Annotated in this window: 11 protein-coding genes and 1 tRNA gene; 5 read left to right on the top strand and 7 right to left on the bottom strand. The window is 48.1% G+C overall.

Annotated features, from left to right (window positions below):
* Positions 1 to 283: 283 nt before the first annotated feature.
* From ACR2PX_RS02555 to putP, 3 genes are all read left to right on the top strand, one after another.
* Positions 284 to 1,339, top strand: a complete 1,056-nt coding sequence (locus ACR2PX_RS02555; protein ID WP_433997790.1) for an HAD family hydrolase — start codon at positions 284 to 286, stop codon at positions 1,337 to 1,339.
* Positions 1,340 to 1,693: 354 nt separating this feature from the next.
* A complete protein-coding gene (gene putA, locus ACR2PX_RS02550) occupies positions 1,694 to 4,864 on the top strand; it encodes a bifunctional proline dehydrogenase/L-glutamate gamma-semialdehyde dehydrogenase PutA (protein WP_433997789.1) in 3,171 nt (1,056 codons plus the stop codon).
* Positions 4,865 to 5,150: 286 nt separating this feature from the next.
* A complete protein-coding gene (gene putP / locus ACR2PX_RS02545) occupies positions 5,151 to 6,641 on the top strand; it encodes a sodium/proline symporter PutP (protein WP_433997788.1) in 1,491 nt (496 codons plus the stop codon).
* A 91-nt stretch (positions 6,642 to 6,732) separates the two neighbouring features.
* Here the strand turns inward: putP and ACR2PX_RS02540 are convergent.
* The 6 genes from ACR2PX_RS02540 to ACR2PX_RS02515 form a co-directional block, all read right to left on the bottom strand.
* Positions 6,733 to 6,808, bottom strand: a tRNA-Thr gene (locus tag ACR2PX_RS02540).
* A gap of 175 nt (positions 6,809 to 6,983) precedes the next feature.
* Positions 6,984 to 8,687, bottom strand: a complete 1,704-nt coding sequence (pilB, locus tag ACR2PX_RS02535; RefSeq protein WP_433997787.1) for a type IV-A pilus assembly ATPase PilB — start codon at positions 8,685 to 8,687, stop codon at positions 6,984 to 6,986.
* 593 nt (positions 8,688 to 9,280) lie between these two features.
* Positions 9,281 to 10,897: an esterase-like activity of phytase family protein gene (locus tag ACR2PX_RS02530; protein ID WP_433997786.1), complete on the bottom strand. Its 1,617-nt coding sequence runs from the start codon at positions 10,895 to 10,897 to the stop codon at positions 9,281 to 9,283.
* Positions 10,898 to 11,113: 216 nt separating this feature from the next.
* Positions 11,114 to 12,007, bottom strand: coding sequence for a DMT family transporter (locus tag ACR2PX_RS02525; protein ID WP_433997785.1), 894 nt, complete (start codon positions 12,005 to 12,007; stop codon positions 11,114 to 11,116).
* A 123-nt stretch (positions 12,008 to 12,130) separates the two neighbouring features.
* The gene (locus ACR2PX_RS02520) at positions 12,131 to 12,802 is read right to left on the bottom strand and encodes a hypothetical protein (protein WP_433997784.1); all 672 of its coding nucleotides are present in this window, start codon (positions 12,800 to 12,802) and stop codon (positions 12,131 to 12,133) included.
* A 156-nt stretch (positions 12,803 to 12,958) separates the two neighbouring features.
* A complete protein-coding gene (locus ACR2PX_RS02515; protein ID WP_433997783.1) occupies positions 12,959 to 14,284 on the bottom strand; it encodes an alkyl/aryl-sulfatase in 1,326 nt (441 codons plus the stop codon).
* 3 nt (positions 14,285 to 14,287) lie between these two features.
* Between ACR2PX_RS02515 and ACR2PX_RS02510 the strand changes: the two genes are divergently transcribed.
* Complete coding sequence (locus tag ACR2PX_RS02510) at positions 14,288 to 14,986, top strand: LysR substrate-binding domain-containing protein (protein WP_433997782.1); 699 nt, start codon at positions 14,288 to 14,290, stop codon at positions 14,984 to 14,986.
* Here ACR2PX_RS02510 and ACR2PX_RS02505 read toward each other — a convergent pair.
* On the bottom strand, positions 14,983 to 15,597 hold the full coding sequence (locus ACR2PX_RS02505; RefSeq protein WP_433997781.1) for a TonB family protein: 615 nt from the start codon (positions 15,595 to 15,597) through the stop codon (positions 14,983 to 14,985). The two genes, ACR2PX_RS02510 and ACR2PX_RS02505, sit on opposite strands and share 4 nt — an antisense overlap.
* 304 nt (positions 15,598 to 15,901) lie before the next feature.
* Between ACR2PX_RS02505 and ACR2PX_RS02500 the strand changes: the two genes are divergently transcribed.
* On the top strand, positions 15,902 to 16,036 hold the full coding sequence (locus tag ACR2PX_RS02500; protein ID WP_433997780.1) for a hypothetical protein: 135 nt from the start codon (positions 15,902 to 15,904) through the stop codon (positions 16,034 to 16,036).
* Positions 16,037 to 16,042: the final 6 nt, after the last annotated feature.

The raw sequence follows: 16,042 nt of genomic DNA, 5'->3' as shown, positions 1-16,042 counted from the left end.
ATTCCGTGTCGGATTGCTCAAATTTCAGTTCCACAAAAATGCACTTATAGAGTGAAAACCCAGATGAGCAAATATTAGTCTACAGATGCTGATATTACTGAGTTTTTGGCAAATTTAACGATCATGAACTCACGGATTCAAGTACAAAGAAAGAGTTAAGTGACTGTAACGCTGCTTGGTAATGAGTGAGACAATTGAAAGCTGAGGCAGTGTGCCGATGCTCATTAAATGAGTCTGCTAACCTTGCAGTCACTTTCTTTAGACAGACTCAGGTTCTCTGATTATGAAGTTTTCGGCTATGAAATGGGTTCAAAGTACTCTGTCGGGACTGTTGGTTTTACTGGGTGGCTCGGAACATTTATTGGCTGAACCTCTTGAGACCTGGAATGATGGAAGTAATAAGCAGGCGATTCTCGATTTTGTGGAGACGGCTGTTTCAAAGCTTCCTGAGTCGAAACGAGTGGCTGTTTTTGATGTAGATGGCACTCTGACCGTTGAAAAGCCTCAATCCATGGAGATGTATATGAATGTGAACCATCTCTGTGAAAAGAAAAAACTGAATCCTCAAACTTATACAGAGCAGGTTTATCAACAGGCCTGCAACCAGAATTTTACCTGGTTGGACAACCATTTGGATGTTGTACAGCTGACCGCTTTTTTGAATGAAACAGATACCAGTGCTTATCAGTACAGTATGAATTTTCTGGGAAAGGAGGCCAACCCGGTTTATCAGGCACCGCTGAAGTCGCTTTTTTATCTTCCCATGGCCGAGCTGATCGAGTATTTGTTAACAAATGACTTTTTGGTTTACCTCGTTTCAGGTTCTGATGAAACATTTATCAGAGGAATGATAAAAGAGGATGAATTTGATGATCTGGATCAAAAAAAACTGAATATTTCTGAAAGCCATGTTTTATCACAGACAGTTCTGCTTCATCTTAGTGAACAGGATGGGACATATATACGTACTTATAAATTTAGGCCTCCCAATAACTGGAATGAAGGAAAGGCTGAAAGAATAAGGATGGATCTGGGGGAAACGCCGCCTCTACTGGCAGTAGGAAACAGCATGGGTGATTATCCTATGCTCAGTTATCTGTTCAAATCAGCTTCTGTAAATGGTCTCTCCATGATAATAAATCATGACGATTCGGCCAGAGAGTGCAGCTATGAAGATAAAGAGTTATTACAAAAAGCTCATGATAATGGCTGGCTGATCATTTCCATGAAGGGTGATTTCAAACGGTTGTTTACCTCCAGTGTCAAGAGAGTCAAGAGAGTCAAGGGACAGTGCAAAAACAGTAGGCGATCATTGGCAAAATCGGCCATAGAGTATTAAAAAAATCTGCCCTGTAGATCTGGGAATTTTGTTTAATTTTGTGCATGATGGCGAACTGGCCAAAAGCCTTGGGGAGGCTACCTATTCTCGGTCAGCCTCTTAGCCAGTAGATATTGGCGATTAATAAGTTATCAAAAAGGATTCATGGAGTTCAGTCCCTCCCGGCTGGCTGATGTCAGAAGCCTTTTTGTGTATACAAAACAAACCGCTTTAAGTGGAAGTGCCATCGGTTTTTAACCAAAACCGTCATGAGCAAAAAACTTTTTAAAAGTAATAAGCCAGGCATTTCCTAATGAGATTGATTAAACGGCATAGGTCAAGGATTACATTTGCCGGAACTGGGGGAGACACCGCATGTTTGAGGCCAATGTCGTATTTAAGCCTGAATTCATCCAAGAGAGTCCAGCCAAGCTTTGGAAGGCTATCTCTCCACAATACTGTGTGGATGAGTCAGCCTGGCTGGCACAACTGGCCGATTTAGCCAGACCAGAACCGCAGCAGCTGGCTGCAGTAACCCGGCGAGCCACGGACCTGGTTGAACAGGTTCGGGCCCGGGAAGATTCTATTCACATGATTGACTCCATGCTGTTGCAATACAGCCTGGATACCCGTGAAGGCATTCTGCTGATGTGTCTGGCAGAAGCCCTGATGAGAATTCCTGATTCTGACACTGCAGATGCTTTGATTCGTGACAAACTCAGCGTGGCTGAATGGGAAAGTCATCTCAAGCAAAGTGATTCTGTGCTGGTGAATGCTTCCACCTGGGGTCTGATGTTGACTGGTAAGGTGGTAACACTGGACAAGACCGAAGACGGTCGTCCGGGCAGTGTTATTGGTCGGCTGGTTAAAAAAATGGGTGAGCCCGTGATTCGCCAGGCCGTCAATCAGGCCATGAAAATTATGGGTGAGCACTTTGTATTGGGGCGCACCATTGAAGAAGCGCTCAAGAATGGTCGCAAGCCAAGAGAAAAAGGTTATACCTATTCATTTGACATGCTGGGTGAAGCGGCCCTGACTGCCAGAGATGCTGAGAAATACCTGGCGTCTTATCTGGCGGCTGTGAAGTCCGTTGGTAAAGAAAAGAGTGGTGGTTACAAGGGGCCTCGTCCTACTGTTTCCATCAAGCTGTCTGCTCTGCATCCCCGTTATGAAGTAGCAAACGAAGCTCGAGTTCTGAAAGAACTGTTCGACAGCGTTCTGGGGTTGATTCGTACCGCCAGAAGTCTGGATGTGGGAATTACCATTGATGCTGAAGAGCAGGACCGTCTCGAGCTGTCTCTAAAACTGTTCGAAAAGCTCTACCGTCATTCTGACTGTCAGGGTTGGGGTGGTTTTGGCCTGGTGGTTCAGGCCTACGGCAAACGAGCATTGCCGGTTCTGGTCTGGTTGGCGGCATTGGCAAAAGAGCAGGGCGACGAAATACCGGTACGTCTGGTAAAGGGCGCCTATTGGGACAGCGAAATCAAGCTGTGTCAGCAGTCAGGACACTCGGGCTACCCTGTTTATACTCGTAAAGAAGCCACCGATATTGCTTATCTTGTCTGTGCCCGTTTTCTGTTGAGTAACCCTGTTAAAGGGGCTATTTATCCCCAGTTTGCCACACACAATGCTCATACTGTTGCCAGTATCCTGAGCATGGCCGAGCACGAGCATTTTGAGTTCCAGCGTCTGCACGGAATGGGCGATGCCCTCTATAACACCGTGTTGGATCAGGATAAATCCCACGTCCGCATTTATGCGCCGGTAGGCAGCCACAAAGACTTGCTGCCCTATCTGGTTCGTCGACTGCTGGAAAATGGCGCTAACTCATCCTTTGTTCATCGTCTGGTGGATGCCAAGACCCCTGTCGTGGATCTGGTACATCATCCGGTTACCGTTCTGGAGCAACACAGTTCTCTGGCCAATGACCGAATTCCCTTACCTGTAGATATTTTTGGAGAGGACCGAGTTAACTCCATGGGTGTAAATATCGATATTGAATCTCAGTGGCAGCCGTTTTCTGAATCTATTCAGAAGTTTATGACCAACGTGTGGCACAAAGGCCCCGTGATTTCTGGTCAACAGGTTGAAACAGAAAAAGCGGTAGATGTGCACTGTCCATACCAGCTCAGCGAGCTGGCGGGGCGTCTGCATTATGCCGGAGAAAAAGAAGTGGATCAGTCTATTTCAGCCGCTCATAAAGCCTTTGACAGCTGGAATCAGACACCGGTTGAAACTCGCGCCCAGAGCCTGGAAAAGCTGGCAGATTTGCTGGAAGCCAATCTCGAAGAGCTGGTGGCTCTGTGTCATAAAGAAGCCGGCAAAACGATTCACGACAGTATTGATGAAGTGCGTGAAGCGGTTGATTTCTGTCGTTACTATGCCAATCAGGCTCGTGAGAAGTTCTCTGCACCACAGGTTATGCCTGGGCCAACCGGAGAATCCAACGAACTGTATCTGACCGGTCGTGGTGTCTTTCTGTGCATCAGCCCCTGGAACTTCCCTCTGGCTATTTTCCTGGGGCAGGTGGTTGCCGCTCTGGCTTCAGGTAATACCGTAGTAGCCAAACCTGCTGAGCAAACCACTCTGATCGCTGCACGTGCGGTTGATATGATGCTTGAAGCAGGGATTCCTGGGGATGTTATTCAACTGGTACCGGGTGAAGGCAAAGATATTGGTCATCAGTTAACCGCTGATCTTCGCATTGCTGGTGTTGCTTTCACGGGTTCCACCCAGACTGCACGACTGATTAACCAGACTCTGGCTGCACGTGAAGGCGCTATTGTGCCTCTGATTGCCGAGACCGGTGGCCAGAATGCCATGATCGTAGACTCTACTGCTCTGCCTGAGCAGGTGGTCAACGACGTAGTACAATCTGCCTTCGCCAGTGCCGGACAGCGTTGCTCTGCATTGCGTGTTCTCTATGTTCAGGAAGACATTGCTGATCGTATTGAGGATCTGCTGGTCGGCGCTATGGCAGAACTGAAAGTGGGCAACCCATCCCTGCACGAAACGGATCTGGGTCCTGTGATCAGTGAAGTGGCCCAGAAAGGACTGCAGGCTCATGTTGATCGTATGAAGCAGGAAGCTCGTCTGATTGCTCAAGTGGATCTGGGTGCAGAGTGCAATGAAGGCTTCTTTATTGCTCCGGTCGCCTTTGAGATTGAAAGCATCAGCCAGCTGGATAAAGAACAGTTTGGTCCGATTCTTCATGTGATTCGTTACAAGGCCTCTAACCTGGACAAGGTTATCCAGGAAATCAATAACACAGGCTATGGTCTGACACTGGGTGTACACAGCCGTAATGAAGCGACTTCATCCTACATTGAGCAAAGCCTGAAAGTAGGTAATGCCTATATCAACCGTAACCAGATTGGTGCTGTTGTAGGTGTTCAGCCTTTTGGTGGGCAGGGCCTTTCCGGTACCGGTCCAAAAGCAGGCGGACCACACTACCTGTATCGCTTTGCTACCGAGCGAACCCGCAGCATCAATACAACAGCCGTCGGTGGTAATGCCACTCTGTTGTCTCTGGGTGCCGGGCACTGATCGTCTATGCCTGCCTGATTTAATTCTGTTGGGCAGACTTTCACGGTTAAGGGCTTAACCCGGGTTCTCATGCTCCTGCGTGGGAACCCCTATGAATTTTTGATACAGCAGTTCCAGAGTTTTGGGACCGATACCTTCCTACGGAGAACCGTGGGAGCGAGATGTGAAAACACCTGACAAAGAGCCCATGGCTCTGATAACAAAATTTGCCTGAGTTTTTTGGGGGAGTCAGACAGCGCTTTATCTGACAGTACTCAGGACAAGTTATAAGAGAGCGGAAAGAATAATGATTACCAATACTTTTGCGACAATAATGACGTTTGTCGTGTATTTGGCCATGATGCTGATGATAGGTCTCTGGGCCTGGAAGCGGACTTCGGACTCAGAAGATTACTTTCTGGGCGGGCGGAGTCTCGGGCCCTGGCCTGCGGCCTTGAGTGCCGGTGCTTCTGATATGAGTGGCTGGCTTCTGCTGGGTCTACCGGGTTATGCCTTTGCTTCCGGTGTTGAAGCTTTCTGGCTGGCGGGTGGTCTGCTGATCGGTACCTGGTTGAACTGGTTGCTGCTGGCTCGTCGTCTGCGTGTATACAGTGCAGCCTCCGGGAATTCTCTGACTCTGCCGGAATTCTTTACCAACCGATTCCGCGACACGTCTAAACTGCTTCAGTTGGTATCCGCTTTCTTTATCCTGCTGTTCTTCCTTTTCTACACAAGCTCTGGTCTGGTTGCCGGTGGCAAACTGTTCGAAACGGTGTTCGGGCTGGATTACACCTGGGCGGTGATCATCGGTACCCTCTGTGTGATTTCTTACACTCTGTTCGGGGGCTTTCTCGCTGTTTCCTGGACGGATCTGGTTCAGGGTCTGCTGATGGCTGCCGCTATGGTGATTGTTCCGGTCATTGCACTGCAATCAGGAAGTTCTGATGTGTCGTTGTTTGAGCAGCTGCGTGCTCATAATCCTGAATTGTTGAATCCGTTTACCACTTCTTCCGGTGAAGCACTGGGCTGGATGGCCATTATCTCTTTGGTGACCTGGGGTCTGGGTTACTTTGGTCAGCCACATATCCTGGCACGTTTCGCGGGTATCCGTTCCGAAAAGGACGTACCAACGGCCCGTCGTATAGCGGTGAGCTGGAGCGCTATTTCCATGCTGGGCGCCACTATGGTGGGGTTGATCGGTCTGCTTTACACCAATGAAATGAATCTGCCGCTGGGTGATGGCGAAACAATTTTCATGGTTCTGGTTAACGCTCTGTTCCATCCGGTAGTAGCAGGTATTCTGCTGGCCGCTATTCTGGCTGCGATCATGAGTACGGCTGATTCTCAGCTGCTGGTGTCTTCTTCTGCGCTGGCAGAAGACTTCTACAAAGCGATTATCCGTAAGGATGCTGATCAGAAAGAAGTTCTGTTGGTGGCTCGTCTGGCGGTAGTCTTGATCGCTCTGGTGGCTCTTGCTCTGGCCATGTCTCCAGACAGCTCTGTTCTGGGTCTGGTGTCTTATGCTTGGGCCGGGTTTGGTGCTGCCTTCGGTCCTGCGCTGATACTTAGCCTGTATTGGAAACGTATGAATCGTAATGGTGCTCTTGCGGGCATTATTGTGGGTGGCGTCACAGTGGTTCTGTGGAAACAGGTGTCTGGTGGTATTTTCGATCTTTACGAAATCGTACCAGGTATGTTGTTTGCGTTTATTGCCATTATTGGTGTCAGCCTGATGTCTTCAGAACCGGAAGCTGAGATCATTGAAGAGTTTGATGGGGTAGAAAAATCCCTGGCCTGATAACAGCAAGTGTAACAAGTGACTGTTCGTTAGCAGTCACTTGTCTGTTATTCAGAGTATAGAGTCAGAAAACGTTTTTACGATCAAAAAATGGTGCCGATGAGAGGACTTGAACCTCCAACCTTCGTATTACGAATACGCTACACTACCCATTGTGTTACATCGGCGCGCCACTCTAAATTCGGGAACTTTCAATATTAGGTATCGTTTCTGAAATGGCCAAGAATGTGGATCTATTTTTTTATAATAAAAGCAAGGCTTCTGAAGCCTTGCTAACCGGTCGGTCTGGAGAATAGCCCTTCAATAAGAGCTATTTCCGGATTTTGCATTCATGGCTCAGGCTTATTCCAGAGTTACCCGGTTGGCCTCTTCAAGGCTTGTTACACCTTGTAAAACCTTTAACAGTCCTGACTGACGAAGGTTATTGAAACCTTCCTTCTGGGCAATTTCAGCAATCTGGAGCGAGTTACCTTCTTCCATAATGATCTGCTGAAGGGGAGGAGTGATCTTAACCACCTCATAGATACCCACCCGACCTTTGTAACCCTTGCTGCACTGATCACATCCCTTCGGGCCAAAGATGATGGCATCCTTGATCTGCTCTTCGCTAAAGCCTTCTTCCAACAGGGCTTCCCTGGGAATATCTTTTTCTTCCTTACAGTTGCTGCATAAACGTCTGGCCAGACGCTGGGCAATGATCAGGCTGACGGAGGTGGCTATGTTGAAGGAAGGAACGCCCATGTTTTGCAGACGGGTCAGGGTTTCCGGTGCACTGTTGGTGTGCAGTGTGGACATAACCATGTGGCCAGTCTGAGCTGCCTTGATGGCGATGTTGGCTGTTTCAATGTCTCGAATCTCCCCCACCATGATGATATCGGGATCCTGACGCAGGAAGGCTCTCAGGGCCTGGGAGAAATCCATTCCCTGTTTCGGGTTAACGTTGACCTGATTAATACCTTCCAGGTTGATCTCTACGGGGTCTTCAGCCGTGGAAATGTTTCTTTCCGCTGTGTTCAGAATGTTCAGACCGGTGTAAAGCGATACCGTTTTACCAGAGCCGGTGGGGCCGGTAACCAGAATCATGCCCTGGGGTTGATGCAGTGCTTCCATGTACATTTCTTTCTGGGCTTCTTCATAACCCAGGGCATCGATACCCATTTTAGCGCTGGATGGATCAAGTATCCGGAGTACAATTTTTTCACCCCAGAGCGTGGGCAGAGTATTGACCCGGAAGTCGATGGACTTGCTTTTGGACAGGCGCATCTTGATACGGCCATCCTGAGGCTTCCGGCGCTCAGAGATGTCCATAGCCGACATGATCTTAAGACGAGATGCAATTCTGGGAGCCAGGCTTGAAGGGGGTTTTGCTGTTTCATGAAGCACACCATCGGTGCGGAAACGAACCCGGTAGGTTTTTTCGTAAGGTTCAAAATGAAGGTCTGATGCGCCGGATTTAATGGCGGTCAGGAGCATTTTATTCACAAACTTGACCACCGGGGCGTCGTCATCTGTTCCTGACTCTTCGTCATCGGAATCCTCGACGGCGCCTACTTCCAAGTCTTCAAGGTTGCCAAACTCGTCATCATCAAAGTTAGACAAAGCATCTTCGCCACTGTCTAGCAGTCGGTCGATGAACCTTTCCAGTTTATCTTCTTCAACCAGAACCGAATCCACCATCAAGCCAGAGCTGAATCGTATTTCATCAATGGCGGTATGGTCGCTGGGGTCTACGATGCCAATAAACAGTCGGGTGCCCCGCTTCATCAGCGGGATCAGTTTATGTTTGCGGATCAGCTTTTCAGGAATCAGGTCTTTCGGGGCATTTTCGTGATCGTAGGCATTAAGGTCCAATAATGGCATGCCAAACTCTTCGGCGGTAGCCAGCGCTATGTCCTTGGCATTGAGCAGTTTTTCCCGGATTAAATAACTGGAAAGTGGAAGCTTCGCTTTTTCTGTCTGCGTGAGAGCGGAGCGCAGTGTCTCTTCATCAATCAGCTGGTCGACAACCAGTCGAGCAGCGAGTCCTGTCAGAGGTTTATCGGCCATGCCTTGTCTGTCCGTTTGTTTTTTTGATTCTGATTTCTGATTTCTACTATATCAGCACTAGGTTCTGTTGACATAAGTTTGTGTGCTCAGTGAGTCATAAAGTGGTTTTCAGCAAGGAGAACGAATGCAGGCGTAGTTTTTCTACGTCAAATTCGCTCGACGCAGTCTGAAAGACACTTTATGACCCACCCTTTGGGCTCAAGCGAGAAAAACTCTGACTTCGTTGTGATCGCTTGAAAGACATGAGTATTCCTGCGCTACCACGCCTTGCCAGAGCTTTTCTCTCTTGAGCTGAGCACGACGAACTTATGTCAACAGAACCTAAAACAAGAGCTTAAACAGGATATTTCATAAAGTGTCAAAGAAGTCGTGATGTTCTCTTCGGTAGTTAGAAGGTGTAACTGAATAAGGGTCGTTAGAATGCTGGAGTAGGGGGCGTTATCCTGATCATAAAAAAAGCCATCATCCGGGGATGATGGCTTTGCAAACTGGCAAATATCAGGTGTCAGTCCGTGTCGATGGTTTTATCCATCAATTCCAATGCAGTGGACCCACTCAGGTTTGCCAAGAGAGTCCACTGGAGATCACAGCCTTTACTGCCTTGCTGGTAAGGTGAAATGCAGAAGGCGAGTTTGGGCATTCCAGCCTTTGGCTTCGCCGTCATCATAGCTGACCAGCATGAATGTTTTGTCTCCCAGTGTTGTATCAGGACCCAGGGCAAGAGCTTCGAAACCTGTCTGATGAAGGTTGAAGTCAGAATTGTTGGGCATCAGTCTGAGCGAATCTGGGTGACTGCTGTCAAAGATCAGGGTCTTGGACATAAAGTCTGCAGGTGTTTCCATAAATACTGTGTTCAGTTCATTGCCTTCAAACAGTTCTTTGCCTTTGAAATTCTTTCCGCTGCTCAGATCCACTAGGTAAACCCGAGTGACATAGCGAGGTAAAACCCCTGTGTAAGGTAACTCTGATTTCTCAAGGAATAAGGCCTGCTTGTGATTGAGAACGGCAATGTCACTGACAGTACGAATCGGATCGCTTTTAAGCTGTTTTCTAAGGGCTGAGTTCACAGTCAGGAGAGAGAAATTATAGAGCTTCTCAGACAGTGTGTGTACTTCACCTCTTGCTGGTAGTTCTTCACTGCTGTTGTACTGCTTGGCAAGCAACTCGCCATTGGTGAGCAGTTTTTCAGTAGTAAAGGTCACCACTCTGGCAGGAGGAACGATGCCCTTGACGGTCCACTTGGTGGCATCCTGCACTAACGCTCCAGCGGTTGCAGAAACATAGTGGTTACTGCCAGGAACATGATCAAGGCTTTTTACACCGTACCCCTGCTGAATACCGGATAACCCTCTATGAAAAGGTATCCAGTTAGTGTTCTCATAATGCTTTGGAAGTTTGAAGGCTCCATCCACCTGGCCCGCTTTTTGATCGTCGCTGTTGGTGAGAAGGAATTTTGATGACAGTCCAACATCGTACCAGTGGACACCTTTGGAGAGCTGCAGGGGGATTTCCCTGAAAATCTGCAGGAAGGCTGCTGGAATCAGGTCAAGAACCGGTACGGGGAAGAAATCATGGGCATCGTACCAGGCTTTCAGAAAACCATTATTCCGGCTGGCCAGACTGGTTTCGTCACGGTTGGCGTGTTTGTAGCCATAACCTGCATAAGCTGGGATATCTAAAGCTCTATAGTCAATGATGCCAGTAAAGTCTCTCTCACTTTGGCTGGAGGAGATCAGAAGCTTGCCATCTTTGGTTGTGGTAATCCCGCTGGGTGCAATATGACCGTCGTTTAACCAGAGAGGAGCCGTTTTGGCATGTTTGCCCTCTTCTATTTGATGCTCAGCCACCTCAATGGGTGAAAACTCGTAGTCATCAGGGTTTTGAGGATCCAGTGTGACCCGGCTCAGGTCAACTTTGAAATACCGGGGTTTTGAGAAATCTCCCCAACTCGTGGTACTGCCTGTGAAGCCTGCCCCAGCATCACCAGAGAGCAGATAGAGCGCTCCTGTTGATTCATTTCCGGCAGGAACGTAATGAGCACCGGTAATATGGGTAACCCTTTTATGGGTGTCAGAGGGAACTATGTGGCTTCCTAGATACTTGACACCCTTTAAGGGGGCTTCTTTTCCTGGGGATTCTGCAGACCAGCCGGGAGCCGCAAGAATGAAGCAAAGCGCAGACCCAACCAGGGCACTTCTTCTTTTCATCATTGATAACAACACCTGAAAATGAAACAACCCCATAAAGATAGCCATAATTTTTCATTACGGATGTATTTTTGACGGATCCTGACCGGAAGTCTGTTTAAAAGTGCCAGAACGAATAAGAAAGTATTTATAAATCTGATAGTTAGAGTCTGATATGGTCGAATTTAGGGGGCTGTCCAATACAAGCTTTTGTTCTGTTTCAGGCGTCTATATCCAGATCTAAACTTGGAGACTGTTTCTTGTTTGCTTAGTGCGCCGTGTCATCAGCTGCCATCGACTCACCACCAGGGACGCAAGAATCAATGCGCAGCCAGCCAGTGCTTGCCTATCCATGGATTCTCCCAGCCAATAAAGACTCATCATTGCGGTCCAGACGGGCTCAAGGGTCATGATGAGAGCTGCGCTGCCCGCAGTGGAGTTCTTGATACCCCAGGTTTGCAGGGTGTAGCGAAAACCGGTAGCCAGAAAAATTGAAGCCAGTAACCAGCCCCAGGCAGAAGTGTTCACTGTTTCTGGCCAGGACTCTGTAAACAAGGAAGCCAGAGCCGCCAAAAGTCCTACTACGGCCATTTGGATGGCAGTAAAAGGAAGAGAGGGAATGCTTTGGCCGAGATAGTTGGTCAGGTTGATATGAAGGGCAAACCCGAAGGCTGACATTAGAAACAGAAGCTGTGTGGATTCAAACTGCCAATGACGATCCAGTGCCAGCAGTGCCATGCCAGATAATGCCATAGGCAGGGCGAGCAGGGTTTCCCATTTCAGGTGGGCGCTGAAAAATAACCAGGCAAGAATGGGAGCAATAATCGTCAGCATACTGGTAATGAATGCCCCTTCACTGACCTGGTCTGCACGGTTTATGGCCAAAATCCAGATCATCATGGTGATGCCCTGAACCAGTCCTGCGGTAATAGCGTAACGCCACTGTTTAAGATTCAGTTTGAAGAGTGAATACCCGCAGAAAATTATCAGTAACAGAAAAGAACCCAGAAATCGCAGTGCCAGAAAAGCGATGGGAGGCAAACCTTCAAGAGCCAGTTTGGTGAATATCCAGCCACTGGCCGCCAGTAAGGTAACCAGCAGCATTACGGCGTCGGCCTGGAATGAACGAGACATATTGAAGAGGAATCCTGGGATAAAAACAGCCTGATTGTATCTCTGGCACATTCGCTTTGTAATGAGGAGTAATGAGGAGTTTTCAGGCTGTCTGTAACGGTCGTTTTGAAATAGAGAAAACGCTTAAAACTGATGGTTGAATTCGACCCTCCAATCCCAGTTATCATTCACTTCTGTCGCTGAATAGTTACCGAATAACCTTACGTTCTGATGTGGGTTGATCTGATAGCTGGCGACCAGTTCATGATGAAGGCCATCCATGCGATCTGACATGTAGTCATTATCATTAAAGGTAGTGATATACATGGGGTTGTAGTTCAGCCAGATTTTATCGGTCAGAGATATTTTTGCATAGGTGCCGATGACCGCATAAGTGGATGGAATCGCGTAGCCAACACTGCCAATTTCGTTTTCCTGACCCCTGATTTCAGCAGAGTCGCTGACCGTTAAGCCAATACCCGCCAGTGGATAGAATTGAATGGAACCCATAGCGGGCAGCGCCTGAATAAAACTGTAAGAGGCATTACCAGTACCGGTGTCAAAGTTCCAGTTGATATCAATCTGGGCACCACGGCCATTGGTGGTATCCAGTGTGAAATTTCGGAACCGGGCACTGTCCACGGCGTCATCACCATCCAGTCCCAGTAAATCAGCCCCCATTCCTTTTATTTCAATAATATTCATAGCCATGCTATCCACAGATCCGGTGTCGTAGGCTTGGCCAATCTTGATATTCAGGCCTTTATTGGTGACACCGGCTCCAGCCTGGGTGTAAACGGCAAGAGGATCAGACATATCCTGGACTTCTTCTGCAGCCAACGGGAGTGAAGCAAAACAGCAGGCAGTGAGTAACATGCCTGTAAACTCAGATTTCTTGTAATTCATGGTCTTTAAAGCAGCAGGATGACTCCCATGTCAGTGCATGGGAGTCATAAAGGTTAGTGACAATAATCAGCTGTAAAGGTGGGCGTCTACTGTTTGTCCCTGATCAGGGCGTGGGACAATCTCGAAGGCTGGGTTAAAGGAAACCATTGAGCTTTCCAGTTTACGAATAACGGTTTTGTCGCCTTTGATCCCGGCCTGTTTCTTGTTGAGGAGTTCTTTCAGGGTTGTTTTCTTCAACAGAATGTCGGTGACATCGCTCTTGTTGATATAAAGAGTAGAGTCAGCCAGTCGTTCACTGTTCACCTTCCCATTGTTCAGATTGCCATTGGACATTTCCACGAAGTAGGTTTCGTCAATATCAGGAAGAATGACATTCAGAGTGAATGACTTATGCTGAGCAACAGTCGAGTCAACTTTGACTGCCAAATAATCCAGCAGGCTGCCCATGGTCATTTCTGCAAGTACATCGGGAGAAGCGGTTTTTGGAATGCCTGGCTGTGAACCAATGCGCAACTCCTGTGCTCCGGAAAGGTAGGTATTGCGCCAGCCAATGGTTTCAGACTGATAACCCAGTTGTTCGTATGTATCCGCCAGAAGCTGGCGAGCGGCCTGGTGGCCAGGTTCCGCTTTAACCGCTTTGTTTAGTGCTGTGGCCACGAAACGGTATTCGCCCTTATCAAAGTCTTTCTGGGCTTTGGTAATGATGGCTTCTATACCCCCCATGTATTCCACAAATTTCACGGCTTCTTCTGAAGTGGGCAGGGGGTTGAGGTTGGCCGGGTTCATATCAAAGTAACCCAGGTACATGTTATAGACGGCTTTGGCATTGTGACTGTACGAGCCATGATAGCCATTGGTGTGCCAGGCTTTCTGGATAGATTCAGGCAGAGCTTTGACAACAGCGTCTCCAATATCCTGAAGAACAACGCCGTTATTGGCCAGTCTCAGGGTCTGGTTATGGAGAACTCCATAGTTATCGCGCTGCATTTTCATGAAGTCGTTTACAGTCTGATTGCCCCAGACTGGCGAAGAGTGAGAGCCAAACAGCACCTGAATGTCAGAACCCCAGGCGTTGATCATGGCATTAATGTCTTTAGACCATTTAAGGGCATCTCTGACTTTGGCACCACGCAGTGTGTAAATATTGTGCATGCCGTGGTACATCATTTCTCCAGTCCACAGAGCTTGCCTTGAAGGGATGTAAGTCGCCATACCGGCTGGGGCTTCTGTCCCGGCAGTGTCGATGAAGACCATCTCAACACCGTCAATGGTCAGGGTTTCAAACTTGCTTCCCTTGTTGAGGTTGTAGTCAGGCTGGACAAAGGTAATGTCGCCCTGACCGTACTCTGAAGAGCTGGTGGACATGGCTTTACCCAGACCGGCATCGACCATGCTATGCGTCTGGCGGATGATATTGAGCCGGCTCTAGGGAGTGTTTATTCCGCATTGGAAAATCTGAAGACATTTGACGTGCAGTCACTTCATCTATTCAAGGTGTTTGCGAATGAACCTATGTTGCAACGTTTATTGCCCCGGGTAGAGAGCGATCTTTCCATGGGGCAGTGCAGTATCGAGTTTCATTTGACCCCTAATGATGAGGAGCAGCTTCTGCACCAGCTGAGTTTGCAAAAAGCCGATCTGGCAATAGACGTGGGAGGGTTGAGCAGCCAATCCTATGAATCACGCCCTTTTTTTATTGATCAGCTGGCGTTGGTGTGTTCCAAAAAACATCCCAGAATTCAGGGGCAGATTACGGAGCAGCAATATTATTGTGAGAAACATATTGCGATACAGCTTAGGCGCTCGCATCAATATCTTGCAGACTATATGGCCATAGAAGGGCTGGAGCAGAGAGCTATTGCTGGCGAGTGTAATTCCCTGCTGTCTATGATGGCACTTTTAGCCAAGAGTCAGTGTATTGGTGCTACTACTATGTCGCTGGCGGAAGAATATGCGGACAGTTTTGGTCTTCAGATACTGACACCGCCTTTCTCCTTCGAGCAGGTGACCCACCGAATGCTTTGGCATAAACGCAGTAATGAGCATGAAGCTCATCAATGGCTCAGACAGAAACTTCAGGAATTGGTCGGTTAGAGCAGTTGGTATTTAATGATGAAAGTGACGGTAACCGATTTCTTGTGAGGTGGAGGGAGAGGTAGTGAGCGCTCTATTGCTCTCAGGCTGCTGGTTTCAAAAGCTTTTTTACCTGCCAGCATGGAAGCCTTAGCCAGTGTGCCGTCAGAGTTGATTTCTGCTTTCAGTTTTACTTCGCCTTCCAAACGCCTTCGCTTGGCCTGATAGGGGTAAGTTTTGTTGCGATTGATGCGGTATTGCAGCTGAGCTAGCCATTGTTGAAATTCATCAGAATCACTGTTCTCGGCTTCTGAGTGAGCGAGTTCTTCAACAGGTTTTCCCAGTGTTTGCTGACTTTCAACGGGTACTGCAGTTCTGACTGGTTGGGGTTTCTTATTTGTTTTCTCTTTGGACTCAGCTTGTTTTATCGGCGTTTTTTTCTGTTCCGACTTTGCTGATCTGACTTCCTTGACCTCATTGCTATCAGCGTTTTCAGATTGAGTCTCAGGCTTTTTTGAGTCGGAATCGGGTTCTTCTTTCTGTATGGGCCGGCTCTCTTCGTTGGGAGGGGCAATAGAAGGTTGATGGGCAACCAGTTTGATGGGGATGCCCGGAGTCTTGGGGGTGGGCACCCGATCACCACTGGAGAAGCCCAGAAGCGAGGTGTGAAAAATCACTGAAAGGGTTAAGGAGATGATTAAGGGCCTGAAAATGGCTCACGTTCCTTACATTGATAATCCAGAGATCATAGCAGCTCTACCTGTAGCTGGAGATTTCTGTTATTCACAGAGTTTATTCTTAGAAAGAAACCATTCAATACCAGGATCCATTGGCTAACCAGCCACTAGCCTCTCTTCGCCATCTTGATACTGAGAGCTTATCTGTGCGAGTTGGAAGTTGGCTGGTTAATATGACTAAGAATTAAGGTGTCGAAACATGAAGTACAACTTTTCCGCTACTAAAAACCTGCGACAATCAGTGATTCTCTGGGTTTATCTACACCGTCAACACGGCTGCATACCGGAGTATGTCTTACGCCACTCTTGTGTAGGGTTTAAGGTCGAGCTGTAACGTGTC

It is taken from the genome of Endozoicomonas sp. (genome assembly GCF_051008435.1).
Taxonomy (GTDB): Bacteria; Pseudomonadota; Gammaproteobacteria; order Pseudomonadales; family Endozoicomonadaceae; genus Endozoicomonas_A.
The sequence above is the reverse complement of the archived record's forward strand: the minus strand, read 5'-3'. Positions and strand labels throughout refer to the sequence as shown.

Bases quoted from the DNA above. Each gene is read 5' to 3' on its own strand.
- ACR2PX_RS02555 (WP_433997790.1), top strand. From the start codon at position 284: ATGAAGTTTTCGGCTATGAAATGGGTTCAAAGTACTCTGTCGGGACTG.
- putA (WP_433997789.1), top strand. From the start codon at position 1,694: ATGTTTGAGGCCAATGTCGTATTTAAGCCTGAATTCATCCAAGAGAGT.
- putP (WP_433997788.1), top strand. From the start codon at position 5,151: ATGATTACCAATACTTTTGCGACAATAATGACGTTTGTCGTGTATTTG.
- pilB (WP_433997787.1), bottom strand. From the start codon at position 8,687: ATGGCCGATAAACCTCTGACAGGACTCGCTGCTCGACTGGTTGTCGAC.
- ACR2PX_RS02530 (WP_433997786.1), bottom strand. From the start codon at position 10,897: ATGATGAAAAGAAGAAGTGCCCTGGTTGGGTCTGCGCTTTGCTTCATT.
- ACR2PX_RS02525 (WP_433997785.1), bottom strand. From the start codon at position 12,007: ATGTCTCGTTCATTCCAGGCCGACGCCGTAATGCTGCTGGTTACCTTA.
- ACR2PX_RS02520 (WP_433997784.1), bottom strand. From the start codon at position 12,802: ATGTCTGATCCTCTTGCCGTTTACACCCAGGCTGGAGCCGGTGTCACC.
- ACR2PX_RS02515 (WP_433997783.1), bottom strand. From the start codon at position 14,284: ATGGTCGATGCCGGTCTGGGTAAAGCCATGTCCACCAGCTCTTCAGAG.
- ACR2PX_RS02510 (WP_433997782.1), top strand. From the start codon at position 14,288: ATGCGTCTGGCGGATGATATTGAGCCGGCTCTAGGGAGTGTTTATTCC.
- ACR2PX_RS02500 (WP_433997780.1), top strand. From the start codon at position 15,902: ATGAAGTACAACTTTTCCGCTACTAAAAACCTGCGACAATCAGTGATT.